We start from the raw sequence: 24,961 nt of genomic DNA, 5'->3' as shown, positions 1-24,961 counted from the left end.
TACAAAAATTACTTTTAGGTATTGAGCTGTAACGTTTATTTTGCGTTTTCGATTAAAGAAAAGGTTCTTGTCTTGTATCCCAAAAGGCGAGCAATTCTATATTTTCTTCAGATATCCTATATAAGAAAGCGCAATTTTTATGAAGAAGTCCTTTTCTTACAGAGTCATTTTCATAGATGTTGTGAAACATTTGGGGATTGGAAGCTACTAGCTTAAAAACTTTGTCAGTTTTCTTAATGAAATTATTAACATGCTTTTTTCCCCAGAATTCATCAAGGTAATCTAAAACATAAATATATGTTTCTTTGGCGGTTTCGGTCCAAACAATTGTAAGCGGCAATTTACTTTATGTATTTAGACTTAACGTACTCCATAAAATCTTCATTGATGGTAAACTCTTTCCTGTCAGCTTCATTTAATCCCTTATACATTAAATCGGCAACGTGGCTTGGCAGCAACTTATTCTCCTCTGTTCCAATTGCTAACATCTTTACATGCAAGGCTTTTAGCGCATCCTTTACAGCCTTGGTTTGAGATGGTCCCTCCGTTTGAATTACAAATGTTTCCATAATCAAATATAATCATTGATTCTTAGTATTTCATTTACAATACGATTTGATTTGTCACTATAGTATTTGAATACTGCAACTCAACCCAAGAATTACAAAACCCGAGTTATTTAAACCTGATTGTAGTGAGCACGTAGTGGCAGCCCTTGCGGCCGTCAACGAAGTAAAACGGAAAGCAGGACGAACATTAAAATGAAATGCAGACTTTGATTCTCAAAATCGGAAGAGGCAATATTTCTCGCAACAACGAAACGCTTTATTTATGGGCTACTTTCTTCTTCGGAAAAACAAGCGATGCCACAATACTAATCACCAATATACCTAGAATTATAATCAGCGAATGCTCTGTGGTAAAACCCCATTTTTCTAAGTAAACATGACCAAGCATTTTTACGCCAATAAAAGCTAATAATATGGCCAAACCCGTTTTTAAATAATGGAATTTGTGAATAATGTTGACCAATAAAAAGAACATGGAACGTAAACCCATGATGGCAAAAATATTGGAGAAAAATACAATATATGGATCTTTCGTTACGGCAAAAATTGCTGGAATAGAATCTACCGCAAAAAGCAAATCGGTAAACTCGACAATTAAAAGCACCAAGAATAATGGCGTAACGTATGTTTTATGGTCGATTTTAAAGAAAAAGTTCTTGCCCTCGTATTTCGGGTGGATGGAAAAGATCTTCGATGCCCATTTAACCACAGGATGATTTTCAGGATCAATTTTTTCGTCTTCTTCCTTACTGAAAAACATTTTTACACCGGTAAAAACCAAGAAAGCACCAAATAAATAAAGTATCCAAGCGAATTTTGCTATCAATGCTGCACCAACAAAAATGAAGATGAAGCGCATGATGATAGCACCCAGAATACCCCAAAACAATACGCGATGGTAATATTTCTCCTCAACAGCAAAGGCAGAAAAAATCAGTACGATTACAAAAATATTATCAACCGAGAGTGCATACTCAATTACATAGCCCGTTAAAAACTCCAAGCCGAGGTTTTGCTTGTAAATTGCAAGGCTGGCCTCAAAATCGTTTGGGATAAGATTAATATGGTGTTGATGTTTGGCTACGATTTCCTTGAGATGGGCAAAATCCTTAATTCCATGGAGCTGATGCCCTTCTGTTATTAAGATAAAGTAAAAACCAATGGCCAAAGCGACCATTACCAAACTCATTACTCCAGCTTGCTTTAAGCTAATAACGTGCTCTTTTCGACTAAAGAGACCTAAATCTAGAGCCAAGATCAGTACTACAAATAAAAGGAAACCTAAGCTGAAAAGTAATTCGTTACTCATTATTTTTTACGTTCAGTGGTGTAAAGTACAAGCTGCTCCAAACCAGTTCTAGCCTCTCCAGCTTCAAACTGGTGCAAAATTGCAAAGGCCTCATTCTGGTATTCCAACATTTTCTGATTGGCATAATAAACACCCTCCTGTGCATTTACAAAATCTATAATCTGCTGAATTTTTATCGGATCGTCTTGATGATTTTTCACCAAGTTGATGATCCTTTTCCGTTCAGGTTTTTCTGCTTTATTCAAAGCGTAAATTAAAGGCAAGGTTACTTTCTTCTCCTTAATATCTATGCCCAAAGGTTTGCCTACATCATCTGTTCCAAAATCGAAAGTATCGTCCTTTATTTGAAAAGCGATACCCACTTTTTCTCCAAACAAGCGCATTTTCTCAATGGTTTCGTCATCAGCGCCCGCAGACGAAGCGCCCGCAGCACAACAAGAAGCAATTAATGATGCTGTTTTCTGACGAATGACATCAAAATATAACTCTTCCGAAATGTCCATCTTCCGCACCTTTTCTACCTGAAGCAACTCACCTTCACTCATCTGTTTTACAGCCTCAGATACAATTTGTAACAATCGATGTTCGTTATTGTTTACCGAAAGCAACAATCCCTTAGCCAACAAATAATCGCCAACTAAAACCGCAATCTTATTTTTCCATAAAGCATTGATCGAGAAAAAACCTCGTCGCTCATAAGCGTTATCCACCACATCATCGTGCACCAAGGTAGCCGTATGCAAAAGCTCTACCAAAGCAGCTCCACGATGGGTAGATTCGGTAATTCCTCCACATAACTTGGCCGCAAAAAACACGAACATTGGTCGCATTTGCTTGCCTTTTTGCTTTACGATGTAATGGGTAATCCTATCCAGCAACGGTGCGTCGCTGTGCATAGATTCTTTAAAGGTTTTTTCAAACGCTTTAATATCGGCAGCTATGGGTTTTTTTATCAGGTCGATTCCCGGCATTAAGTCGAAAAATTTTGATTGCAAACTTAAGCTAATTTCCCTTAAAAAGATAATGGATAATGTCATTATTAAGGTTTTGGAAACGAATGGAGGTAATCATTCATTTCTTCCGCCCTGCTCTCCACTTTATACCGATGAAAAATCGGTATGCTCGCTACGATCAGGTTTAAATTGAAAGTTCGCTGCAGGCAATCCCCCTCAAACGTTCTTATGACATTGCAGATAAATTCTGCTAATTTCTTTCAAAAGCTTACATTTAAACCCAGGTTCAAATCCAAATGAAACCATTGTGAAAAAGCGTTATAAAATATTAATAGGAATTTCTACACTCCTGGTTTTAAGCTATTTATTAGGACCGAAACCAAAGAAACCACTCTACAACCCTGAACTTACCAAAGTTCCCGACTTAAAAGATCTAGATAGTTACTTACAGCATATAGAAAGCAAGAACAAAATTAAGCCTGGCAATGAGGCCGAAATTTTTTGGGCCGATTCAACGCAACAACAAACAGAATATGCAGTTGTTTACCTCCATGGTTTTTCCGCATCGAAAATGGAGGGAAATCCAATTCACTTAAATTTAGCGAAAGCATTACATGCTAATTTATACTTGGCTCGATTGGCAGATCATGGAATAGATACCATTGCACCCATGCAACACTTTACAGCCGATAGGCTATGGGAAACCAGCAAGGAAGCTTATGCCATCGGTAAGAAACTAGGTAAAAAAGTAATTTTAGTTGGTACATCTACAGGCGGAACGGTAGCCTTAAAACTAGCTGCAACCTATCCTGAGATTAATAGTTTAATCCTCTTATCTCCAAATGTTGCCATTAATGATAAGAATGCTTGGTTATTGAATAATCCTTGGGGTCTACAAATCGCCAGGAAAGTTGTTGGCGGTGAAGAACGTAAAGTTGATGACCGAACGGAGGAATACAAGAAATATTGGTACACTAATTATCGACTAGAATCGTTGGTTGAGCTAGAGGAATTTATTGAAAGTACTATGGTAAAAAGCACCTTTAAAAAGGTAAAACAACCGGTGTTAATGCTCTATTATTACAAAAATGAGCTAGAGCAAGATCCCGTTGTTCGAGTAAACGCCATGCTTAAAATGTTCGATGAATTGGGAACACCGAGCGAGCTGAAGCGGAAAATGGCTATCCCAAATGCTGGCAACCATGTTATGGGATCGTACATTACCTCGAAAGATTTACTAAGTGTTGAAACTGCCATTGATAATTTCGTTGCGAATGTTTTGAAAATACATACCAATTAAAATCCCTTTTACAAACTGAGAACAAAACATCTGAATGCCTAAATCAAAACTATATTTAAAAGAAATTTTCTGGTTGTTATCGGCAGCAATCCTTGCATTATTCGTCTGCCTAGTTTTATTTGGAACAGCTATTTTCAGCGATAAAATAGACATCAATCTTCACGATACTTATTTAGTTACGCCGGCATGGCCTTTTTTTGCTATTCTTTTTATCATCTTCAGTTTTACGGTATATTTAATCAAAGAAAAAAAACATAGCTACAAACGAAAATCTCAAAATATAATTACAATATTTTTTGGAATTATTCTTATCCTTATACTTTCAAAATCAGTAGGGTGTATTACATTCTTTACTTCGTTTGGGAAATTTATGAATGCATCAAATGGCGAATCGCTTGGAAATGGCTGGACGGTTTATCCTCCAGTTCAGGTTACTCTGAAAAATAAACATATTCCAATTTTCGACTTGCAAGAAATACTTTGCAGTTCTCTTTTGTTCATTCAATTGATTATAATTTTTCTCATGATTAATCTAGCCTACAAATGGGGCAAACAAACCTTGCCAAACTCATAGTTCCATGAAATACCTTTTTATAATCCTATTTTTTATCTCCAGTTCTCTAGTGTTAGCTCAAAACAAAGAAAATGCTAAACCTTTTACGCTTGGAGAAGTTCAAAAAATACAATCATCCATCTTAAAGGAAACCAGAACATTAAACATCTACCTACCTGATGGTTATTCTGCAGATTCTGCAAAAACCTATCCCGTAATCTATTTATTGGATGGTTCTGCCAATGAGGATTTTATACATATCGTTGGGCTTGTACAATTTTTGGTAATGATAGAAAAAATGCCTCAGAGCATTGTTGTTGGTATAGCTAACATAGATAGAAAGCGAGATTTTACTTTCCCAACTACAGTAGAAAAAGATTTAAAAGATTTTCCAACAACAGGAAAATCAGCAAGTTTTATCACATTTATAGAGAAAGAATTACAGCCTTTTATCAATGAAAAATATAAAGCGGGCACATCGAAAACGATTATTGGCCAATCTTTAGGCGGCTTATTGGCTACTGAAATCTTATTAAAAAAATCGCAATTGTTCAACAATTATATCATTATTAGTCCAAGTTTATGGTGGGATAACGAATCATTATTGGTAGGGGCAAAAATGGCTTCATCCAAAATTATAGATTCAAAAGTTTATATCTCAGTTGGAACTGAAGGCAAAAAAATGGAAGTTGACGCGAAGAAATTAGCTGATCTTTTAAAAGTAAACAAAAATATTTCGACCACATTTAATCCCATGCCAAAAGAAGATCACTTAACTATTCTTCATAATAGCGCCTACCAAGGCCTTGAATTTATTTTTCAAAAAACGAAGTAAAAAAGTATGAAGAATTAAACTATTAGCTTGCTCCACTGAAGTTGCTTGTGGATTGATATTTCCTGTCATTGAGATCCTGAATCAAGTTCAGGATGACGACAGTTCTTGTTAGCTGTTATAAAACCTAGAGACTGACGAAGTTCGCCAATACAGAAGCCAACTAAACTTCGTAAGTCGGGCTCACGATATTTTTCACAATCATTCCAGCATGAATCCTCGAATTTTCGATAAAAAGTTTGTGCGTATCCAATCCACCGCAAACTACGCCAGCCAGATACAAACCTTTAACATTGGTTTCCATGGTTTCTTCGTTGTAAGCAGGACATAAACTTTCTGGCAAATCGATTCCGAATTTTCTTAACATCGAAAAATCGGGTTGATAGCCAGTCATGGCAATTACAAAATCATTAGGAATAGTTTTGATTCCACCCTGTGTTTTAATATCCACCTCACCATCTCTTATTTCTAATAATTCAGAATTGAAAATCGCTGTAATCTCACTTTCCTTAATTCTGTTTTGAATATCTGGGCGAACCCAATATTTTACATGCGGACCAAGATCTCCACTTCGTACAACCAAAGTTACATTTGCGCCTTTACGGTAAGTTTCTAAAGCGGCATCAACACCAGAATTATTGGCACCAACCACCACAACGTTTTGGAAAGCGTATAAATGTGGGTCTTTGTAATAGTGTGTAACTTTTGGTAAATCCTCACCAGGGATGTTCATCAATAATGGTACATCGTAAAAACCTGTTGCTACTACAACATTATTAGCAGTGTACTCAGCCTTTGAAGTAGATATTTCGAAAACATCGGCGTTTTTTATTACTTGCTTTACGGTTTCAAAAGGCTTAATATTTAGATTAAATTTCTCTGCAACACGACGATAATATTCTACAGCCTCATTGCGATTAGGTTTCGGACTAATCGTAACGAACGGAACACCGCCAATTTCCAGCTTTTGTGAAGTGGAAAAAAACGTCATGAATACTGGGTAGTTAAATAAGCTATTTACTAGAGCGCCTTTCTCGATAATGACGTAGCTGAGATTTGCTTTTTGTGCCTCGATTGCACAAGCCATACCGATGGGGCCAGCGCCGATTATTAATATATCGTAATGATTTTGATTCTGAGACATTCTAAAAAATATTGACCACCTTAGACATCTAAGATCATTTAAGTTTGTTGTATTAAATATTTGAGCAATTGTCTAAGGTATGATTAGGTCTCTTAGGTGGTTCAAAACCCTCGATTAAACTTTCATTGCTTTACTTGGACAAGAAAAATCGGTTCTTTTTAAACCTGTGTTTTTGATTGCACCATAGCCGCCAGCTACGTCGATTACGTTTTCTACACCACGCGATTTTAAAATTGATGCAGCGATCATTGAACGATAACCGCCAGCACAATGAATATAATATGTTGATTTTGGATTGATTTCTCCTGTCCACTCGTTAATAAAATCCAACGGTCGGCTTAAAGTGAAATCCAAATGCTCCGATTCATACTCTCCAGGTTTACGAACATCTAAAGCAATAATTTCATTCTCTTGTGCGGCTTGTTCAAAAGCATCTGCAGAGATTGATTCAATGGTATCGATTTCCTTTCCTGCATCTGTCCACCTTTCAAAACCACCATCCAAGTAGCCGATTGTACTATCGTAACCAACTCTGGTTAATCGAGTAATGGTTTCTTGTTCCTTACCTTGATCGGTAATTAATAAAATTGGTTGTTGAAGATCGGTGATTAATGCACCAACCCAAGGTGCAAATTGTCCATTCAAACCTATATTTACAGCGTTTGGAATAAACCCTTTTGCAAAAACCTGTGGATCGCGAGTATCCAACATAATTGCTCCAGTTTGGTTTGCCAAGTCTTCAAATTGTTGAGGCGTTAAAGCATTCAAACCTTTTTCGTAAACTTCGTTAATGCTTTCTACGCTGCCTTTGTTCATGGCTGCATTTTTAGCAAAATATTGTGGCGGTGGCATCATACCGTCCGTAACTTCAGTTATAAATTGTTCTTTGGTTTCGGCCTTTAGAGCATAGTTCACTTCTTTTTGGTGACCTAAAGTATCAAAAGTTTCCTTACTCATGCTCTTGCCACATGCCGAACCTGCGCCATGAGCGGGATAAACGATTACATCATCAGCCAAAGGTTTGATTTTATCATTCAACGAATCGTAAAGCATTCCGGCTAAATCTTCCATTGTTAAACTTCCTTTCTGAGCTAAATCTGGGCGACCAACATCGCCAATGAACAGCGTATCCCCACTGAAAATACAGTAGTCTTTTCCATTTTCATCGGTTAATAAATAAGTTGTAGATTCTAACGTATGTCCGGGTGTATGCAATGCTGTAACGGTTAAAGCACCAATTTTAAACTGCTCACCATCTTTAGCGATGTGCGATTTGAATTCTGTTTTGGCTGTCGGACCATAAATAATGTCAGCTCCAGACTTCTCTGCTAAATCTACATGACCAGAAACAAAATCTGCATGAAAATGAGTTTCGAAAATATATTTGATTTTGGCTCCGGCTTTTTCGGCTTTCTTTAAATAAGTGGAAACTTCTCTAAGTGGATCGATGATTGCCGCTTCGCCATTACTTTCGATGTAGTATGCGGCCTCTGCTAGGCAACCTGTATATATTTGTTCTATTTTCATGTATTTCCTTGTTCGTCACCCTGAATTTATTTCATGGTCTTATTGAATAGATGCTGAATCAAGTTCAGCATGACGAATATGTTTAACAAAAATAGGGCTAAATACGAATAACCGAAATGATGAACATCATAATTGCAGAAGTTTTACTTAATAACATTATCGTAAGCGAAAGCACTCCGTAAAGGATATTATATTGATGATGCACATTTTGGAAAGCAAAAGCTGTGGTTAATAGGCTACATTAGTCCCACCCTTTGCTAAATGCCGATGAAAAATCGGCATACCGCTGCCGGTCGGGCTTATTTTACGCAGTTTAGGGTTACTATTTTAGCCAATTAAGCCCGATGGCAGTGATATCCTTTTTGTTGCTCAAACCTTTAGATATGTAAATGCCTAAACAAAAAGATTGAACGAAGAGCGGGGCTGACATTAAAAAAAGCTAAGCAATTGCCTTACAAAAAATTAATCCTTTGTAAGTTCTCCACGAAGCGATTCTTCCATTAACTGCCGATTTTCCTCATGACTTAAACCCAGCCCCATAACAAACATCAACTTGGTAACCGTGGCCTCAAAAGTTAAATCGTAACCGCTTAGAATACCCATTTTTTGTAATTCTCTACTGGTTTCGTAACGGCCCAATTGAACCGATCCTTTTTTACATTGAGAAATATCGATGATGATTTTTCCATTTAGGATTGCTTGCCTTAAACTATCCAAGAACCACTGAGCAGTTGTGGTATTTCCAGAGCCAAAGGTTTCTAAAATAATGGCATCGACCTTAGAATCGGTTATAGCTGAAACCGCTTGTGGCGTAATGCCGGGATATAATTTAAGCACACCAATGTTCGAATTGAAGTTGGTATGAATGATTAATTTACCTGATGTTGGTTTTAGAATATAGTTTCTGTGAAATTGAAGATGAACGCCCGCTTCGGCCAAAATTGGATAATTTGGTGAACGGAAAGCTTCAAATTTTTCGCTATTATACTTGATTGAACGATTCCCTCTAAATAATTGCGAATCGAAATAAATACAAACCTCTGGAAATAAAGCCTTGCCATCTTCTTTGGTTGCGGCGATTTCTAATGCAGTAATTAAATTCTCTTTTGCATCCGTTCTAATTTCGCCAATTGGCAACTGAGATCCTGTTAGCACCACAGGTTTACCCAAATTCTCCAACATAAAACTTAATGCTGATGCTGTGAAAGCCATTGTATCCGAGCCGTGGAGAATTACAAAACCATCATAAAGATCGTATTTATTGTAAATCAGTTCTGCCAAAGTTTTCCATATTTCGGGATCCATATTTGATGAATCCAAAACAGGATTAAAGGAATGCACATCTAAGTGGTAATCTAAACGGGCCAGCTCAGGAACGTTTTCTTTGATCTGCTCGAAGTCGAAAGGAACTAGCATTCCGTTGCTAGGGTCGTTAACCATACCGATGGTGCCACCGGTATAAATTATTAGGATCTTGGTCATTTGGTTGGTAAAGGTTGCTCACCGCAAAAGAACGCAAAAGATTTGTATTTCTACGAGGCTTTTACCACAAAGGCACGGAGAACACCAAGAATTTTCATCTAATATTTGGAGTAGGTAAGAAAACATGTATGAACGGTCGTCATTGCGAGGCACGAAGTAATCTTAATGCGATCGCTATAAAAGCCATAGTTTAAAGATTGCTTCGTGCCTCGCAAGGACGATGAGGCGAGAAGAACCTTAAACTCCAAAAACTTTCTTCGAATTCTCTGTGGTTACATTCGCAATCTCTTCAACAGAAACACCATAAATATCGGCTAATTTTTGAGCGATGTAAATTAGATAACTGCTTTCGTTTGGTTTACCTCGGAAAGGCGTTGGAGCCAAGTAAGGAGAATCGGTTTCTAAAACTAGATTAGCTAAAGGGATTTCAGATAATACCGCATCCAGACCAGATTTTTTATAAGTAACCACACCACCAATTCCCAAATAAAAATTAAGATCGATAGCTTGATTTGCTTGAGCAACATTTCCGGTAAAACAATGAAAAATGCCTCGTAATTTTTCGTCACGCTCACTTTCCAGCAATTCAAAAACCTCATCAAAAGCTTCGCGACAATGAATTACAATTGGTAAACCTAAATCTTTCGCCCAACCAATCTGTTTTCTAAAAGCGTCTTGCTGAATGGCTAAAGTGGTTTTATCCCAATATAAATCGATACCAATTTCGCCAATGGCATAAATTTTTCTGTCCGAAATACTTTTGTAAATTTCATCCAAATGTGAAAGATAATCTTCCTTTACATCGCAAGGATGTAAACCCGCCATTGCAAAACAATTGTCTGGATATTTAGCCACCAAATCATCAATCATCGCAATCGATTTTACATCTACATTGGGTAAAAACAAACGATTTACATCATTTTCAAAGCAACGCTCCATTAATTGGCCTTGCTTTTCGGCATCCTGCTCGTAATATAAATGGGTATGGGTATCGGTAAATAACATGGGTATGATGTAAGATGGGTGATGGAAAATGGATGATATGCGATATTAGCCATTGCAAGGCAAGAATAAATCCTAATGCAAAAGCGTTACGCTTTAAGATTGCTTCGTGCCTCGCAATGACGAAAGCCTAACTATTTCTTCTCGGTTTTTGCTTTTTTCGGCTTTTTAACTACGGACTTCAGACTTCCGACCTCGGACTCTAAAGCCATTTCTTTCTTCAAAAACTTTCCGGTTAAACTAATCGGGTTTTGTATTAAGCCCTCTGGCGTGCCCTCGAAAAGAATTCTTCCTCCGCCTGCTCCACCTTCTTCGCCTAAATCGATAACCCAATCGGCAACTTTTACAACATCCAAATTATGTTCGATCACTAAAATGGTATTGCCCTTTTCAACCAGTTCTTGAAGCACACCTAAAAGCACATTAATATCTTCAAAGTGAAGTCCGGTTGTAGGTTCATCTAAAATATAGAAAGTTTTACCTGTATCCTTTTTTGAAAGTTCGGTAGCCAACTTAACACGCTGCGCCTCTCCACCAGATAAAGTAACCGAAGATTGTCCTAACGTGATGTAGCCTAAACCAACATCTTTTAATGTTTTAATTTTGCGATAAATGATCGGAATATTCTCGAAGAAAACACAAGCATCCTCAATGCTCATATCTAAAACATCACTAATCGATTTTCCGCGGAAACGAACTTCTAAAGTTTCACGGTTATATCTTTTTCCACCACATTCTTCGCAACGCACCTGAACATCTGGCAAGAAATTCATTTCAATAACTTTCATCCCGCCACCTTGGCAAGTTTCGCATCTTCCACCTTTAACATTGAAAGAGAAACGACCTGGTTTGTAACCGCGGATTTTCGCTTCTGGCAATTGAACAAACAGATTTCTAATATCAGAAAAAACACCTGTATAAGTTGATGGATTGGAACGAGGTGTTCTCCCAATTGGCGCCTGATCGATCTCGATAACCTTATCAATCTCTTTCAAACCACTAATTTTCTCGTAAGGCAGTGGCGTTTTCTTTGCCCTAAAGAAATGATGATTTAAAATTGGGTATAAAGTTTCGGTAATTAAACTCGATTTTCCAGAACCAGAAACGCCAGTTACAGCAATGAATTTACCCAAAGGAAAATCGACCGAAACCTCTTTTAAATTATGACCTGTAGCTTTAGTGATGGATAATTTGTGCCCATTTCCTTTTCTACGGACCTTAGGTATTTCGATTTTTTTCTTGCCGTTTAAATAATCGGCTGTTAAGGTTTTAGATTTCAGGATCTCTTTCGCAGTTCCCTCAGCAACAATTTGTCCGCCGTGAATACCTGCCCCTGGACCAACATCAATTACCCAGTCGGCCTCTAAAATCATATCCTTATCGTGTTCTACCACCAAAACGGTGTTACCCAGATCTCGAAGATTCTTCAAGGCGTTAATCAATCTTTCGTTATCACGTTGGTGCAAGCCAATACTCGGTTCGTCGAGAATGTACATTACATTCATCAATTGCGACCCAATTTGTGTAGCCAAGCGAATCCGTTGCGCCTCGCCACCAGAAAGTGTGCGAGCGGTTCTATCTAAAGTTAAATAAGTTAAACCTACATCAGTCAGGAAACCAATTCTAGCATTTATCTCTTTTAAAATTTCTTTTGCAATTATATTTTGGCGATCAGAAAGTCTCTCGTCAACATGTTTAAACCATGAATGAAGATTTGTAATATCCATTGATGCCAGATCAAAAATGTTCTTTCCATCAACTTTAAAATGCAGACTTTCTTTTTTTAATCTTGCGCCATGGCATTCAGGGCAGGTTTTTAGTTTCCTAAAAGCCTCCATATCATCAACCGCACTTTCCGACCTTTTCTCGTTCTGCTCTTCCAACATCTTGATGATTCCATCAAAAGTAATGTTGTAATTCTGAACGTTCCATTTATTGTATTCAACCTCAACCTTGATCAGATCCTGAGCACCATTTAAGATAATATCGATTACCTCATCACCTAATTTTTCAATCGGGGTTGATAAAGAAAAGCTGTATTTCTTTGCCAAGGCCTTTAAAACCTGGAACATCCAGGTATCGCGATATTCGCCGAGCGGAGCCAAACCACCGTTCAAGATACTCAATTTTGGGTTCGGCATTACCGATTCCTTATCCACCACGAAAATGTAGCCCAAACCATCGCAACGTTCGCAAGCACCATAAGGCGAGTTAAACGAAAAGCTATTGGGTTGAGGTTCATCATAGGAGATTCCCGTAGTTGGGCACATCAAAAACTTACTGAAATGGGCAACATTGTTATCCTTATCGCTGATTTTAATTACGCCCTTACCCATTTTCATGGCAACTTGTAGCGAGTCTAACAGGCGTTTTTTATCCTTATCATCAACAATTAAACGATCGATTACCACCTCAATATCATGGATTTTATAACGATCTACCTGCATTTTCGCAGAAATATCCTTAATTTCTCCATCAACACGAACCTTTACATAACCTTGCTTTCTGATCTGCTCGAATAGTTCGCGATAATGCCCTTTTCTACCTTTAACAACAGGCGCCAAAATATTTACTGCCGCACCATCAAACTTATTGAAGATGTTTTGCAGAATCTGGTCTTCGCTCATGCGCTCCATTTTCTCACCTGTATTGTATGAGTAAGCATCGGCAACACGGGCGTAAAGCAAACGCATAAAATCGTAAATCTCGGTAATGGTACCAACCGTAGAGCGTGGGTTTTTGCTGGTGGTTTTTTGCTCAATGGCAATTACCGGACTTAAACCTGAAACCTTATCTACATCTGGCCGCTCCATGCCACCCATAAACTGGCGACTGTATGCGCTAAATGTTTCCATATAGCGGCGTTGCCCTTCAGCGTAAATGGTATCGAAAGCCAAAGATGATTTCCCACTTCCACTCAAACCAGTAATAACTACCAGTTGGTTTCGAGGGAAACTCACATCAATATTTTTTAAATTATGTACCCTAGCTCCGTAAACTTCTACTTCTTTCTGCTCGCCAAGGTCGATAGATTTGTTGCTCATATTTAATTGAAAATTGGATGGAATTTTAGCGAAAAACAGGGCCGAATTCCAATCTGCAAAAATGCTAAAAATTTTATCAAAAAGAAAGTGTAATTCAATCTGTATTAAGGATTAATTGTCATAATGTCGGCTTCTATTTCTAAGGAAACCTGAGGAGAAACCAAAACGCATATACCCATAGTGATCCTGAAAATAAATATTGTAATTATCCTCTCCATAATAGCCAACTGCAGCCATTAAAAACACATTATTCATAAATGGAAAGCTATAATTAAAATTGATTTCCGCATTTAACCTTTTCCCAAAATTTACTAAATTTTTCACCGGAATCTTATTAACCGCATAAGATAACTCTGTATTCAAACGCCAGGTTTCTTTTTCGGTTTTAACTTTTGATTTATTCTTTGCATTTTTTTCAATCTCATCATACTTCCTCCAAGAGAAATTATACAACACCCGTGTAAAGCCAAAACCTAAATCTAACGCTGGTTCATATCGAAAAAACTTAAACCATTGTAAGCCGATACGATGGTTAAAAGAATAATAACTTTCATCTGGATTAGTCGGCGTTAAATGACCGAAGCGATAAGACGCCGTTAAATAATTGGCGTTGAAATTTCCGGTTAGGGTGTTAATTGATCCATCGGTATTAATTGCCTCTTGATCTTGTCCATTAGAATGGTGAGTAAAAGCCAACTCAGCATATTTGTAATTTTCTGGATTTGTATTGAGTCTGGCGTAAGCTGCAAAACCCAACCTGTAACTTGGTGTACGCACACCAGCTGAAGCCTCATTTCGAACACGAACCGTAAAATCGGGAATAATGGAAAAAGCAATCGGCGATTTATAACTCCCAAGCAACATATAGGTTGTGGTCAATCTTCCATTGATGACATATTTTGATGGTGCACCGATTTCTCCAGCTGGGGAAGTGTAGGCAAAATCAGAATTTTCCTTGTAGAGATTGATGTATTGTTTATTGGCGGATTCTCTTTTGATGGTTAAGGAGTCTTGGGCATGAAGTTGAGAAACAAATAGAAAAAGAAAGAGCGAAAGGAAAGTTTTCATCATAACAGATAAACGATGTGAGATGAATGTTGGTTTTTTATAAGTAATCAGAACATAATTAAGTCTAACGTTTATATTCGTTAAGAAATGTTTAAAAATGTGGTGAGTTGCCAGAAGCAGCTCAAAACGAACAAACCAAGACCATCGCATACAGAAAATGGAAGTAATAATTGGCTTTATCGGATCATTAATAAAAATTTCAATTTTAAGTTCAATCTATGCACTTCTAACTCTCTCATCTTTTAGATTAATCACAAAATTCAAACCTAATAGTTGGTTCGACAGAGCGTCAACTAAAAAAATAAGACTATGGTTGATAAGTAGTTCCGTTTTCTCGGCTGGACTTTTATGTTACCTTTTTACTCATTGGGGTTTTCATGGATTTGGGGATGGACCAAGAATTCCAATTGGACACGGTGTAGTTGTTGACAACACAAATTGGGAAGAGTATGGATACATGAATGTTGCTGAAACCAGTGACAGCATGAAAATAGAAATGACGAAATTTAAAGTGGTTAACGACAAAATAATTGGAAATTTAGAAAGTGGATTTTACGATTATAAAAATTCTTTTTTTATCTATGACCTGGACGAAAAAGTGTTCACAGAATTTAAGACAACAAAAGATTACGTAGAGTTTGCAACAAAAAACAACTTACCCTTAATAAATGAACTTAGGACATTTAGAGAGAATTACTTCGACTATTGGGGTGGTTGGCGAGCTTGGTTTTTACCATGACAATAAAACTGACGAATAATGCCGAACGCATAACAGTTGCTTTGCAAATTTTTGGGCGACAAGCAATATGCGAGTTCAGTAATTATTTATTAAGTTAGTGCTGTGGGTAATTGCTGAAAATAAAATCAAAAATTCGCCAAGCGCCAAACCGTTACGTGCCATTTTTTCCGAATACTCGCGACAAGATAAACCTCTCATAAGTTTCGTTATAACGAAACTTATCTTATCTTTGCACCGTTGACCAAATTAATGAATGGACAAACTTTTTGAAATAACATTTTTAGATGAAGCATTTGAATTCTTGAAAGGATTAGATAGAAAGCATTACGAAAAAATTCTTTATAACATTCGTAGAGCACAAACTCAACACGACCCTGAATTATTCAAAAAACTTAATAACGAAATTTGGGAATTCAGAGCTTTATACCAAGGACTTCAATATAGATTACTTGCATTTTGGGACACAACCTCTACTACTGAAACGTTGGTTATTTCGACACACGGATTTATAAAAAAACGAAGTAAAGTTCCCGACAATGAAATCCAAAAAGCAATCGGACAACGAACAAAATATTTTGAACAGAAACAATTAAAAAATAAGAAATAATGAAAACATACACATTAGACCAAGTGCAAGACGAGCTTATCGGAAAGATAGGAACTGCGGAAAGAAACCTTTTTGAGTATGAACTTCAAATGGACTTAATCGGAAAAGCGATTAAACAAACCCGACAAGAACGTAATTTGACACAGGAAGAATTAGGCAAACTTATTGGCGTTCAAAAAGCACAAATTTCACGTCTTGAAAACAACGCTAGCAATGTAACAATGGACACTTTATTGAGAGTATTTACAGCGTTAAAAGCAAAAGTGAGGCTACAAGTAGAATTGGCAAACCTAAATATAAGTATTGGACAATAATACTGTACATAACAAGGTATTGCTAAAAGCGGGGGCTGAACAGCTTCGATTGGACATTTGTATAAGGTTCAAGGTTTAACTTTCGTTTTTCAATTGAACTTCAGCATTAAAAATCCCCGTCCCTGTAAACTATAACATTATATTGGACTGGAGATATAATACAATTCTTCTTTTTATAATCGCATAACCTGGCAACTAAAACTTGGGTTACCACTCTACCGTCGTTCCATTCTCCGTCGGGTGACCCGTACAAACCAAAACCCTACCCCTTTCAATTTCATCATCAGTAAGCACTTCATTATAATCCATACGAACGTTGCCCTTTGTACAATTGGCTACACAAGTGCTACAAACCCCTCCACGGCAACTATAAGGAAGTTTAATTTTATGCTCAAGCGCAACATCTAAAATTCGTTTAGGCCAAGGAATATCGAGATTGTAACTTTCTCCCTTAAAATTCAATATAACCGAATAGGTATTTTTATCTACAATCTTTTCTGAGCTGTCATCTTCATCCACTTCATCTTCAGGCAGCACAAACGTTTCTCTTTTAATTTGTTGGATGTCAAAACCCATTCCTAACAAAGTTATTCTACATAAATCCATGTAAATAATTGGTCCGCAGGTGTAGAATAGCGTACTGCTTCTATCGAAATGTAAATGTTCTTTCAAAAGTCTTTCGATATAAAACTTATTTAACCGGGCGGTCATTAGGTTTTTACTGTTGCTAAAAACCCAAACAATTTTTAGTCGCTCTGGATATAGATTTTGCAACTCCATCAGTTCATCATAAAATAAAGCGTCATCTTTTGAGCGATTACTATATACTAATGTGATGAGCGATTTCCTCTCCCGAACCAATGCAGTTTTCAAAATAGAAAACAAAGGTGTTATCCCAACGCCGGCAGCAAAAAGAAAAAGATCCCTTTCCAAGTTTTCCTCTGGATGATAACTGAATAAACCTTGCGGTTCTAAGGCATGAAGTATATCATTTACCGAAGTTTTGTGGTGCAAAAATCTTGATATCTCACCATTCTCCACACGTTTTACGGTAATGGCTAGAGCTTCATCCGCATCTGGAGAACTATTAAAGGAATATGATCTTCTGATTTCTTTATGTTTCCCCTCAAAAACCAACGAAACAAACTGACCAGCTAAATATTTCGGGTAAGGTTCTCCTATTTCCTCAAATTGAAAAGTGATGTTATCGCCCGGCTGATTAATTATTTTATTGATTTTAAGTTTGAACATATTGCAAAGAAAAGAAAAAAGTCCGAGGTCAGGAGTCGGAAGTAGAAAGTCCAGAGTCGGAATTCACCCGTAAATGCAAGTTGCGTAAATAATAAAAAGTAAATCTGCGAATCTGCGGCAAAAACTAAATTCGAGCTTCAATGCAACTATAACACTTAATTCCGTGTTTTTTTGTGTTTCCGTGGCAGAAATTTCACACCATTTACCGAATAAAATCTGCGAATCTGCGGCCCAACTTAAATTCAAGCTTCAATGCAACTATAAGACTTAATTCCGTGTTTTCTGTGTTTCCGTGACTAAAAATTCTAATCAATTATCTTAAAATCTGCGGCCAAACCTTGCATCAGTGAATCTCATAATCTGTGAAATCAACCTGAAATTAAAAAAGCGTCCCGACTTCATGTCGGGACGCCTTACCAAATGCTTGTCTTTATCTTAATTATATTATTCGGCGTTGTATGCCAATAACACTCTCGGTTTTGCGTAACCGTAACGTACTGGGTGTTCAACAATCTGTTTCATCGAAATTACCTTATAAACGTAGCCACCGGTTTCGCGGTTAAGCTTCATTTTGTAATAATTATCCTGATTTTGATTATTGATTTGCTTGCGAAGGCGTCCGTCGCCAACATTGTAAGCCGCAGCTACCAATGTCCAGCTTTCTAAACCTTTATACATTTCCTTAATGTATTTGCAGGCAGCGATGGTAGATTTACGCAGATTATAACGTTCATCGACATTGCCGTTCACCCTTAATCCGTAAGTGCGGGCAGTACCAGGCATAAATTGCCAAATTCCGGCTGCACCTTTCGGCGAAACGCCTGCTGCCATTCCAGACTCGACCAAGGCCAAATACTTAAAATCGTTCGGAATTCCATAAGCCGCAAGGATGGGCTCAATTACAGGAAACCATTCTGCTGCCTTTTTGTGTAGGCGATTGGTTTGTGTACTCCTGAAAGAGTGTGCGGCAAGAATTTTTTTCATTTTGCGTTCTACCTTTTTATCGCCTAATGGCAAGGTTTCTTTCGCAAAATTTAGCTGGGCCATTAAAGATTGAGGTTTCTCTACCTCTTCAACTTTTACGGAATCAGCTTGGGTTATTGTAGTGTTTAATTTTTCTTCTTTTAAAAGACTTTTCTGTGCTAAGGGCATTTGGTAAGCGAACACTTTTGCCAAAATAAATAGTGTTGCCACTACCGAAAATGGTACTATGTGTTTCTTTAACATCTTCCTCCTTTTTTTGGTGAACTTATATAAAAACGTCGGCAAAGCTAAAAAATAATAACCACATTATCAAATAGTTACGAATTTAACCTCAAAAATCAGCCCTTAAAGCGCTTTAAACGTGGATTTTAAATTTTGATTTTCGACTGATTTTTTCTATTTTAGAGGCTATTTTTTGATCGAAATTTTCGCTCTCCAACAATTGTAATATTCACCAATTTTTCATAAATTTGCAGCCCGCATTTTAGGATGCGGTTAAAAGCGTATCATGATAAATAAAGACAACAGGAACAGTCGGGATGACAAGTCCAAATCGGGCGACCGGAAAACAGAAGGCAGAAGCAATTCGGCCGGATCTGATAGAGGAAGATCAGACGACAAAGACAGCAAATACAAAAAATCATCCGATTCAAAAGATAACTTCAGACCTAGAAGTTCAGACAACAAAGATTTCAAATCAAAATCTTTCGGAGACAGAAAAGATTCAAGACCAAGAACAGGCGGACGTGACTTCAAGTCGAAAGATGCCGAACCACAAAGTTTCAAATTTGGCGATCGTGAATTCAAATCAAAAGATTCAAGCGCAAAATCAGAAGATCGTAGCTATAAATCAAGAGATGGCGGATCGAGAGATTACAAGCCAAGAACTGGAGATCGCGATTTTAAACCGAAAGATGGTGGTTCAAGAGATTATAAACCAAGAACAGGAGATAGAGATTTTAAACCGAAAGAAGGTGGGTCAAGAGATTACAAACCTAGAACAGGAGAACGCGATTTCAAATCTAAGGATGGAGATTCGAGAGATTTTAAACCGAGACAAGGCGGATCAAGAGATTACAAACCTAGAACAGGAGATCGTGATTTCAAATCAAAAGACGGCGGTTCGAGAGATTTTAAACCTAGAACAGGAGACCGTGATTTCAAATCGAAAGATGGCGGATCAAGAGATTTCAAGCCAAGAGAAAGTGGCTACAAAGATTTCAAATCTAGAGGCAAATCTGATGACTTCAAGCCAAGTGCTGGAAGTTCTAGAGATGTAAAACCTAGGGAACCAAGAGAAGGCGCTGATAGCAGACCGTTTAGAAAACGCGAAGATGCACAGCCAAGAGATACAGAATTCAATCGCCCAGAAAGAACTGTTATTGCTCCCGCTCGTAAAACAAATGAAGATAAAGGCTTAATTCGCCTAAATAGATATATTTCAAATGCAGGTATTTGTTCTCGTCGCAAGGCGGATGAATTAATTGCTGCCGGCGTAGTTACCGTAAATGGCGAAGCTGTTACGGAACTTGGTCATAAGGTTGATCCTGCAAAGGATTTAGTGCGCTACAATGGTGAACTACTTAAGCGTGAGAAAAAAGTTTATGTCCTATTGAACAAACCAAAGGATTATATTACGACTACCGATGATCCACAGGAGCGCCGTACAGTAATGCAATTGGTTGACAAAGCTAGTCGTGAGCGTATTTACCCAGTTGGCCGTTTAGATCGTAATACAACAGGTTTGTTATTGATGACCAATGATGGCGACTTGGCGGATAAATTATCTCACCCAAAAAACGGTATCACTAAAATTTACAACATTGAGTTAGATAAATCTTTATCACAAGGTGATTTAAACAAAATTGCCTTTGGTTTAGAACTAGAAGATGGATTGATTAAGCCTGATAACATTTCTTACGTTGCAGGTGGAACTAAAAAAGAAATCGGTATCCAAATTCACAGTGGTAAAAACAGAATTGTTCGTCGTATTTTCGAACACTTAGGATATAATGTAGAAAAGTTAGATCGCGTAGTTTATGGCAATTTAACAAAGAAAGATTTACCTCGTGGTAGGTGGAGATATCTTGAAGATCATGAATTAATCCAGATCAAACATTTAATAAAATAATTTTTAAAGGCAATCGAGAGGTTGCCTTTTTTGTTGAAATGGATTTCATATCATCAATCAATCATCTTAAAAATCCTGCTGTAGCAAACCATTTTTTCTCATATTTGTTTAAACAGAATCATCATCATGAAAAGAAAGATCGCCATATTATTAATGACATTAACATCAACCATCGCCTTTGCGCAAAAAACAAATTATAACCTTTTGATTGGAACTTACACTGCACCAGGAAAAAGCGAGGGGATTTATACTTATAATTTCAATAATGCAACTGCAGCAACTACATTAAAAAACATTGCCAAAGGAACTGCAAACCCAAGTTATTTAGCCATTTCTCCAGATAACAAATTTATTTATGCAGTAAACGAAACCGGAAATACCAGCACCGTTAGCGCTTTTAAATACAATGCAACTTCAGGTTTATTAACGTTGCTGAACAAAGTTGATAGTCATGGAGCTGATCCTTGTTTTATAACTGTTGATGGAAAAAATGTGATTGTAGCCAACTATAGCGGCGGCAGTTTAGCGGTATTTTCTCGCAAAGCTGATGGATCTTTAACTGAGGCGGTTCAGGTAATTAAACATACAGGCAAAAGCATCGACCCGAAAGGAAGGCAAGAAAGTGCACATGTGCATATGGTGAAGTTTACACCAGATCACAAATATTTAATTGTTAATGATTTAGGTGAAGATCAAACTTATATTTACAATTACAATCCTGTAGGAAAAGAGAATACTTTAACGTTTAAAAAGGCAATTAAAACAAACGCTGGCACAGGGCCAAGACACATTACTTTTACTCCGAATGGTAAGTTTGCTTATTTGGTTCATGAATTTAATGGAAGCATTATAGCATTTGCTTATTCAAACGGAAATCTAACTAAAATTCAGGAAATCGGTACCACAGCAAAAGATTTTTCTGAAAAAGTAGATGCAGCAGATATTCATGTTTCTGGTGACGGAAAATTTCTTTACGAAAGCAATCGTGGCAATGCCAATAGCATATCTACATTTTCTGTTCTGCCGACAGGAAAACTAAAGTTTATTGAAACGGTAAGTAGTTTAGGTAAAGGACCAAGAAATTTTACCATAGATCCAAGCGGAAAGTATCTATTGGTTGGCCACCAATACACAAATGACGTGGTCATTTTTAAACGCAATAAAAATACGGGTAAGCTAACCGATAGTGGCAAAAGAATTGATGTTGGTGCACCGGTTTGTTTAGTGTTTAATTGATGCTTTATCTTTTAAGCACCATTAGTCATGCTAGAGTGTTTGCAAGAGAAATAGGCAATGTGCTATAATCATCCTACACGAACGTCCGTCATCCTGAATTTATTTCAGGATCTTAATTACATGATTGCCTAACCAGAAAGATGCTGAATCAAGTTCAGCAGGACGAAGTGGAGTTGGTTTAGCGTTCAGACAAATTGCCTAAAACAAAAAATGGCTCGCCAATTAAGCCGAGCCATTCGAAATATTTATAAGTAATCTTATGCCGGTTCAGCTACTCTTGCAACGTTACGGTATGGAAATTCATTAAATATATGTCTGCGGGCAAAACGGCCTGGAGAATCTGCATTTACCAATTTAACATAAATTGCCTTAGGCACATCGAAATATTCGTAAGCACTTCCGTCAAAAAACTGGATGTTTAAAACTTGTTGCTTATATTCAAAATCCTGAATGTTTGATAAAGTTGTGGTTTGCGTGTAAACGGCAATGTTTTGCTCACGTGTTTCTGGTGCAATGCTTACTAAGAAATGGTAAGCCTCAATAATGTCTTTACTTCTGGCTTCTGCATCCAAACGCTCTTCTTCCTGCTGAAACTTATCAGGGTGACAATCTTTCATCAGTGTACGGTACACCGATTTAAGCTCTTTTAACTCAGCATTCTTATCTACGTTCAAAAGCTTTCTGTAATCTACTATTTTCTTCATTTGCCGCAAAGGTACGATTTATAATGATTTGATTTAGAGAAAGTTTACATTTGTTAAACCTCCGAGTTTTAAGGGGTTAAGTATTTTGTAACTTTGACTGTTTTCTCGCCTTTCCTTTTAGTCTTGACGAAGTCTCCCCAATCACAGATCCAACTAGACTTCGTAACTCTACCTTTGTTTTTAAACCGTATTGAAGCTGCATCCCCCGATTTTTTCTTCATCGGGGATATAGCGTAAAGACGGACGGCTGAACCCGATCTGCACTTCAGTACCTTTCCAAATCCTTTTCAACAAAAAAGTCATCCGAAAAAGATCGAATGACTTGGTATTATAAACGGGAGACTAGAAACTATTTTGGCAAGCCTTTATCAGCAATAAGTTCTTCCAATATTGGAGTCGTTAGCGATTTAACTGATTTCTGCATGACATCGTTTTTTTGCTCGAAAATTACGATCTCATTTTTACCAGTTTTTAACCAGCAACCTGGAACGTATAAAGTTTGCTGCGGACCAACACTCCAATATCTACCGATATTGATACCGTTTATAAATACAATTCCTTTGCCCCATGTACGCATATCTAAAAAAGTATCGCCAGTTTTGGTAAGTGTAAAACTGCCTTGATAAACTGCTGGCTTTCCGGCTGTTGCGGTATTCTTCTCAGCAGCAAGATTCAGCACTACATCCATCGGCAGCTTATACATATCCCAATTGCCGGTAATGGTTTGTCCGTTAATAATTACTGGAGAAATAATTCCCTTTGTACTGTTGATGATTTTTGAGCCATAATTGATACGTCCCATATTTTCAACCACAATATCCAATGTCGCATTAAAAGGAATATCGATTTCGCAATCGTACTTTTTATAGTAACTGTTCAATTCGGCAACCTTTGCACCGTTAACATAAACAATGGCATAATCGCGAAGACCAGCAAGCTCTAATCTACCACTAATGGGTTGATTGAATTTTTTACTATACCAAACGTAACCGTGCCCCTGGTTTAATTCCTCAAAGGTTAAAGGTTTATCGTCATTAACGGGAGAGATTTTACTTTTGATATCCTCAAGATCTACAGCTTTCGTTAATACAATATTAGGAATGGCGATAACGGGAATTTTTGCTGGAACAGCTGGTGTTGTGGCTGTTTTTAACATTGTCCTCAAGGTATCGTACTTTTTGGTTGTCCAACCGGCCTCACTAATGGGCGCATCGTAATCATAACTGGTTAAATCTGGTTGAATATCATGTTTACCATCATAGTTTGCACCAGATGTAAAGCCAAAATTTGTACCACCATGAACCATATAATAATTAAATGATACACCACCATCTAAATATTTCTGCGTTTGCTTCGCCGTGCTTTTGTAAGATACCTTTGGAAAAGGCTCTGCCCAATGATCTAACCAACCTGGATAAAACTCAGCAACCATATAAGGTCCTTTTCCATCATTAAATTTATTTACAACTTCCTTTAATTTATCTACATCATCTTCGCCATTCGCGGTTGGTAGTGCACCCGTTAATGCGCCACCATCAAAAAGCCAGCTTCCATCCGAAGTAAAGAAAGGAACATTGAAACCAACATCCTTTAATTGCTGAAATACCGCAGCACTATATTTTTTATGATCTTCCAAGCTGATATCCTTACGTTGCGCAACATAAGAACCAAATTCATTTTCTCCTTGAACCATTATAATTGGCCCACCGTTACTAACCAAAAGGTTTTTAACCTGACCGTATAATGCCGTGAAATAAGATTTTGTTGCCGTTAAATATTGAGGATTATTGCCTCGAATAACCATTCCCGGAACCTTTGATAAAAACCAAGGATAACCACCAAATTCCCATTCGGCACACACGTATGGTCCTGGGCGAAGAATAACGAACAGCCCTTCTTCCTGAGCAGTCTTGATGTATTATGAAATGTCCTTATTTCCCGATTTGAAATCCCAAACACCTGGAGCAGTTTCATGATAGTTCCAAAAAACGTATGTAGCTACGGCATTTAAGCCCATTGCTTTCATCATTTTTAAACGGTGGCGCCAATAAGGTTTTGGAATTCGGGCATAATGCATTTCGCCACTATGGATTTGCACTGGTTTTCCATCCAACAGGAAATTACCATCGGCAATGGCGAAAGTGTGCTTTACAGCACCTGCTTTGGTTTGAGCATTTAAATTCATCGCCATACCAAGAAGCAAGGCAAGAGT

22 protein-coding genes and 1 pseudogene are annotated in these 24,961 nt (G+C 37.5%); 8 read left to right on the top strand and 15 right to left on the bottom strand.

The genetic code is table 11. The features are described 5' to 3' along the window. Positions 1-52: 52 nt before the first annotated feature. From EZ449_RS23550 to EZ449_RS16745, 4 genes are all read right to left on the bottom strand, one after another. Positions 53-340, bottom strand: a complete 288-nt coding sequence (locus EZ449_RS23550) for a type II toxin-antitoxin system RelE/ParE family toxin (RefSeq protein ID WP_131560967.1) — start codon at positions 338-340, stop codon at positions 53-55. Position 341: 1 nt separating this feature from the next. Next, positions 342-569, bottom strand: a complete 228-nt coding sequence (locus EZ449_RS16755) for a hypothetical protein (protein ID WP_131560965.1) — start codon at positions 567-569, stop codon at positions 342-344. Positions 570-825: 256 nt separating this feature from the next. Next, complete coding sequence (locus tag EZ449_RS16750; protein WP_131560962.1) at positions 826-1,878, bottom strand: TerC/Alx family metal homeostasis membrane protein; 1,053 nt, start codon at positions 1,876-1,878, stop codon at positions 826-828. Continuing rightward, a complete protein-coding gene (locus EZ449_RS16745) occupies positions 1,878-2,849 on the bottom strand; it encodes a polyprenyl synthetase family protein (RefSeq protein WP_131561112.1) in 972 nt (323 codons plus the stop codon). Before EZ449_RS16745 ends, EZ449_RS16750 begins: the two co-directional genes overlap by 1 nt. Positions 2,850-3,138: 289 nt before the next feature. On the opposite strand from EZ449_RS16745, the gene EZ449_RS16740 reads away from it, so the two are divergent. From EZ449_RS16740 to EZ449_RS16730, 3 genes are read left to right on the top strand one after another with little or no spacing between them, the layout of a single operon-like run. Next, positions 3,139-4,131 (top strand): alpha/beta hydrolase, encoded by a 993-nt coding sequence (locus EZ449_RS16740; RefSeq protein ID WP_131560960.1) that lies wholly within the window; start codon positions 3,139-3,141, stop codon positions 4,129-4,131. Between the two features lie 34 nt (positions 4,132-4,165). Beyond that, positions 4,166-4,705: a hypothetical protein gene (locus EZ449_RS16735; RefSeq protein ID WP_131560958.1), complete on the top strand. Its 540-nt coding sequence runs from the start codon at positions 4,166-4,168 to the stop codon at positions 4,703-4,705. Positions 4,706-4,709: 4 nt separating this feature from the next. After that, positions 4,710-5,519: an alpha/beta hydrolase gene (locus tag EZ449_RS16730; RefSeq protein WP_131560956.1), complete on the top strand. Its 810-nt coding sequence runs from the start codon at positions 4,710-4,712 to the stop codon at positions 5,517-5,519. A gap of 160 nt (positions 5,520-5,679) precedes the next feature. On the opposite strand, the gene EZ449_RS16725 is transcribed toward EZ449_RS16730, so the two are convergent. The 6 genes from EZ449_RS16725 to EZ449_RS16700 form a co-directional block, all read right to left on the bottom strand. Next, positions 5,680-6,660, bottom strand: a complete 981-nt coding sequence (locus EZ449_RS16725; RefSeq protein WP_131560953.1) for a YpdA family putative bacillithiol disulfide reductase — start codon at positions 6,658-6,660, stop codon at positions 5,680-5,682. A 114-nt stretch (positions 6,661-6,774) separates the two neighbouring features. Beyond that, entirely contained in the window at positions 6,775-8,187 is a 1,413-nt protein-coding gene (locus EZ449_RS16720) for an MBL fold metallo-hydrolase (RefSeq protein WP_131560951.1), read from the bottom strand. 462 nt (positions 8,188-8,649) lie between these two features. Then, positions 8,650-9,669: an asparaginase gene (locus tag EZ449_RS16715; protein ID WP_131560949.1), complete on the bottom strand. Its 1,020-nt coding sequence runs from the start codon at positions 9,667-9,669 to the stop codon at positions 8,650-8,652. A gap of 237 nt (positions 9,670-9,906) precedes the next feature. Continuing rightward, a complete protein-coding gene (locus EZ449_RS16710) occupies positions 9,907-10,674 on the bottom strand; it encodes a TatD family hydrolase (protein WP_131560947.1) in 768 nt (255 codons plus the stop codon). A 131-nt stretch (positions 10,675-10,805) separates the two neighbouring features. Then, positions 10,806-13,715 (bottom strand): excinuclease ABC subunit UvrA, encoded by a 2,910-nt coding sequence (uvrA, locus tag EZ449_RS16705; protein ID WP_131560945.1) that lies wholly within the window; start codon positions 13,713-13,715, stop codon positions 10,806-10,808. Between the two features lie 111 nt (positions 13,716-13,826). Beyond that, a complete protein-coding gene (locus EZ449_RS16700) occupies positions 13,827-14,786 on the bottom strand; it encodes a hypothetical protein (RefSeq protein WP_131560943.1) in 960 nt (319 codons plus the stop codon). 154 nt (positions 14,787-14,940) lie between these two features. Between EZ449_RS16700 and EZ449_RS16695 the strand changes: the two genes are divergently transcribed. The 3 genes from EZ449_RS16695 to EZ449_RS16685 all read left to right on the top strand — a co-directional run bounded on the left by EZ449_RS16695 (position 14,941) and on the right by EZ449_RS16685 (position 16,443). Then, the gene (locus tag EZ449_RS16695) at positions 14,941-15,522 is read left to right on the top strand and encodes a hypothetical protein (protein ID WP_131560941.1); all 582 of its coding nucleotides are present in this window, start codon (positions 14,941-14,943) and stop codon (positions 15,520-15,522) included. 253 nt (positions 15,523-15,775) lie between these two features. Beyond that, complete coding sequence (locus EZ449_RS16690; protein ID WP_131560939.1) at positions 15,776-16,129, top strand: type II toxin-antitoxin system RelE/ParE family toxin; 354 nt, start codon at positions 15,776-15,778, stop codon at positions 16,127-16,129. Next, the gene (locus tag EZ449_RS16685) at positions 16,129-16,443 is read left to right on the top strand and encodes a helix-turn-helix domain-containing protein (protein ID WP_131560936.1); all 315 of its coding nucleotides are present in this window, start codon (positions 16,129-16,131) and stop codon (positions 16,441-16,443) included. The genes EZ449_RS16690 and EZ449_RS16685 overlap by 1 nt, the downstream gene beginning before the upstream one ends. A gap of 207 nt (positions 16,444-16,650) precedes the next feature. Here EZ449_RS16685 and EZ449_RS16680 read toward each other — a convergent pair whose 3' ends face one another. Both EZ449_RS16680 and EZ449_RS16675 read right to left on the bottom strand, forming a co-directional pair. Then, entirely contained in the window at positions 16,651-17,694 is a 1,044-nt protein-coding gene (locus tag EZ449_RS16680; protein WP_131560934.1) for a ferredoxin--NADP reductase, read from the bottom strand. Between the two features lie 444 nt (positions 17,695-18,138). Next, positions 18,139-18,921, bottom strand: coding sequence for a lytic transglycosylase domain-containing protein (locus EZ449_RS16675; RefSeq protein WP_131560932.1), 783 nt, complete (start codon positions 18,919-18,921; stop codon positions 18,139-18,141). Positions 18,922-19,186: 265 nt separating this feature from the next. Between EZ449_RS16675 and EZ449_RS16670 the strand changes: the two genes are divergently transcribed. Next, entirely contained in the window at positions 19,187-20,809 is a 1,623-nt protein-coding gene (locus tag EZ449_RS16670) for a pseudouridine synthase (RefSeq protein ID WP_131560928.1), read from the top strand. Positions 20,810-20,935: 126 nt separating this feature from the next. Continuing rightward, a complete protein-coding gene (locus EZ449_RS16665) occupies positions 20,936-22,045 on the top strand; it encodes a lactonase family protein (RefSeq protein WP_131560926.1) in 1,110 nt (369 codons plus the stop codon). A gap of 257 nt (positions 22,046-22,302) precedes the next feature. On the opposite strand, the gene EZ449_RS16660 is transcribed toward EZ449_RS16665, so the two are convergent. From EZ449_RS16660 to EZ449_RS16655, 3 genes and pseudogenes are all read right to left on the bottom strand, one after another. Continuing rightward, entirely contained in the window at positions 22,303-22,749 is a 447-nt protein-coding gene (locus tag EZ449_RS16660; protein WP_131560924.1) for a KTSC domain-containing protein, read from the bottom strand. 349 nt (positions 22,750-23,098) lie between these two features. After that, the gene (locus EZ449_RS23545) at positions 23,099-23,437 is read right to left on the bottom strand and encodes a hypothetical protein (protein WP_394347146.1); all 339 of its coding nucleotides are present in this window, start codon (positions 23,435-23,437) and stop codon (positions 23,099-23,101) included. 15 nt (positions 23,438-23,452) lie between these two features. After that, positions 23,453-24,934 (bottom strand): annotated as a pseudogene (locus tag EZ449_RS16655) (beta-galactosidase); the annotation flags it as partial. Positions 24,935-24,961: the final 27 nt, after the last annotated feature.

The organism is Pedobacter frigidisoli, assembly GCF_004331675.1.
Lineage (GTDB): Bacteria > Bacteroidota > Bacteroidia > Sphingobacteriales > Sphingobacteriaceae > Pedobacter > Pedobacter frigidisoli.
Note: the sequence above shows the minus strand (reverse complement) of the source record. Positions and strands in the feature narration are given on the sequence as shown.

What these genes read in the sequence shown, in the direction of transcription:
- EZ449_RS16675 (WP_131560932.1), bottom strand. Translation starts at nt 18,921, where the DNA reads ATGTTAAAGAAACACATAGTACCATTTTCGGTAGTGGCAACACTATTT.
- EZ449_RS16695 (WP_131560941.1), top strand. Translation starts at nt 14,941, where the DNA reads ATGGAAGTAATAATTGGCTTTATCGGATCATTAATAAAAATTTCAATT.
- EZ449_RS16715 (WP_131560949.1), bottom strand. Translation starts at nt 9,669, where the DNA reads ATGACCAAGATCCTAATAATTTATACCGGTGGCACCATCGGTATGGTT.
- EZ449_RS16700 (WP_131560943.1), bottom strand. Translation starts at nt 14,786, where the DNA reads ATGATGAAAACTTTCCTTTCGCTCTTTCTTTTTCTATTTGTTTCTCAA.
- EZ449_RS16710 (WP_131560947.1), bottom strand. Translation starts at nt 10,674, where the DNA reads ATGTTATTTACCGATACCCATACCCATTTATATTACGAGCAGGATGCC.
- EZ449_RS16720 (WP_131560951.1), bottom strand. Translation starts at nt 8,187, where the DNA reads ATGAAAATAGAACAAATATATACAGGTTGCCTAGCAGAGGCCGCATAC.
- EZ449_RS16755 (WP_131560965.1), bottom strand. Translation starts at nt 569, where the DNA reads ATGGAAACATTTGTAATTCAAACGGAGGGACCATCTCAAACCAAGGCT.
- EZ449_RS16750 (WP_131560962.1), bottom strand. Translation starts at nt 1,878, where the DNA reads ATGAGTAACGAATTACTTTTCAGCTTAGGTTTCCTTTTATTTGTAGTA.
- EZ449_RS16730 (WP_131560956.1), top strand. Translation starts at nt 4,710, where the DNA reads ATGAAATACCTTTTTATAATCCTATTTTTTATCTCCAGTTCTCTAGTG.
- EZ449_RS16735 (WP_131560958.1), top strand. Translation starts at nt 4,166, where the DNA reads ATGCCTAAATCAAAACTATATTTAAAAGAAATTTTCTGGTTGTTATCG.
- EZ449_RS16685 (WP_131560936.1), top strand. Translation starts at nt 16,129, where the DNA reads ATGAAAACATACACATTAGACCAAGTGCAAGACGAGCTTATCGGAAAG.
- EZ449_RS16690 (WP_131560939.1), top strand. Translation starts at nt 15,776, where the DNA reads ATGGACAAACTTTTTGAAATAACATTTTTAGATGAAGCATTTGAATTC.
- EZ449_RS16670 (WP_131560928.1), top strand. Translation starts at nt 19,187, where the DNA reads ATGATAAATAAAGACAACAGGAACAGTCGGGATGACAAGTCCAAATCG.
- EZ449_RS23545 (WP_394347146.1), bottom strand. Translation starts at nt 23,437, where the DNA reads ATGGATGTAGTGCTGAATCTTGCTGCTGAGAAGAATACCGCAACAGCC.
- EZ449_RS16745 (WP_131561112.1), bottom strand. Translation starts at nt 2,849, where the DNA reads ATGCCGGGAATCGACCTGATAAAAAAACCCATAGCTGCCGATATTAAA.
- EZ449_RS16725 (WP_131560953.1), bottom strand. Translation starts at nt 6,660, where the DNA reads ATGTCTCAGAATCAAAATCATTACGATATATTAATAATCGGCGCTGGC.
- EZ449_RS16660 (WP_131560924.1), bottom strand. Translation starts at nt 22,749, where the DNA reads ATGAAGAAAATAGTAGATTACAGAAAGCTTTTGAACGTAGATAAGAAT.
- EZ449_RS16680 (WP_131560934.1), bottom strand. Translation starts at nt 17,694, where the DNA reads ATGTTCAAACTTAAAATCAATAAAATAATTAATCAGCCGGGCGATAAC.
- EZ449_RS16665 (WP_131560926.1), top strand. Translation starts at nt 20,936, where the DNA reads ATGAAAAGAAAGATCGCCATATTATTAATGACATTAACATCAACCATC.
- uvrA (WP_131560945.1), bottom strand. Translation starts at nt 13,715, where the DNA reads ATGAGCAACAAATCTATCGACCTTGGCGAGCAGAAAGAAGTAGAAGTT.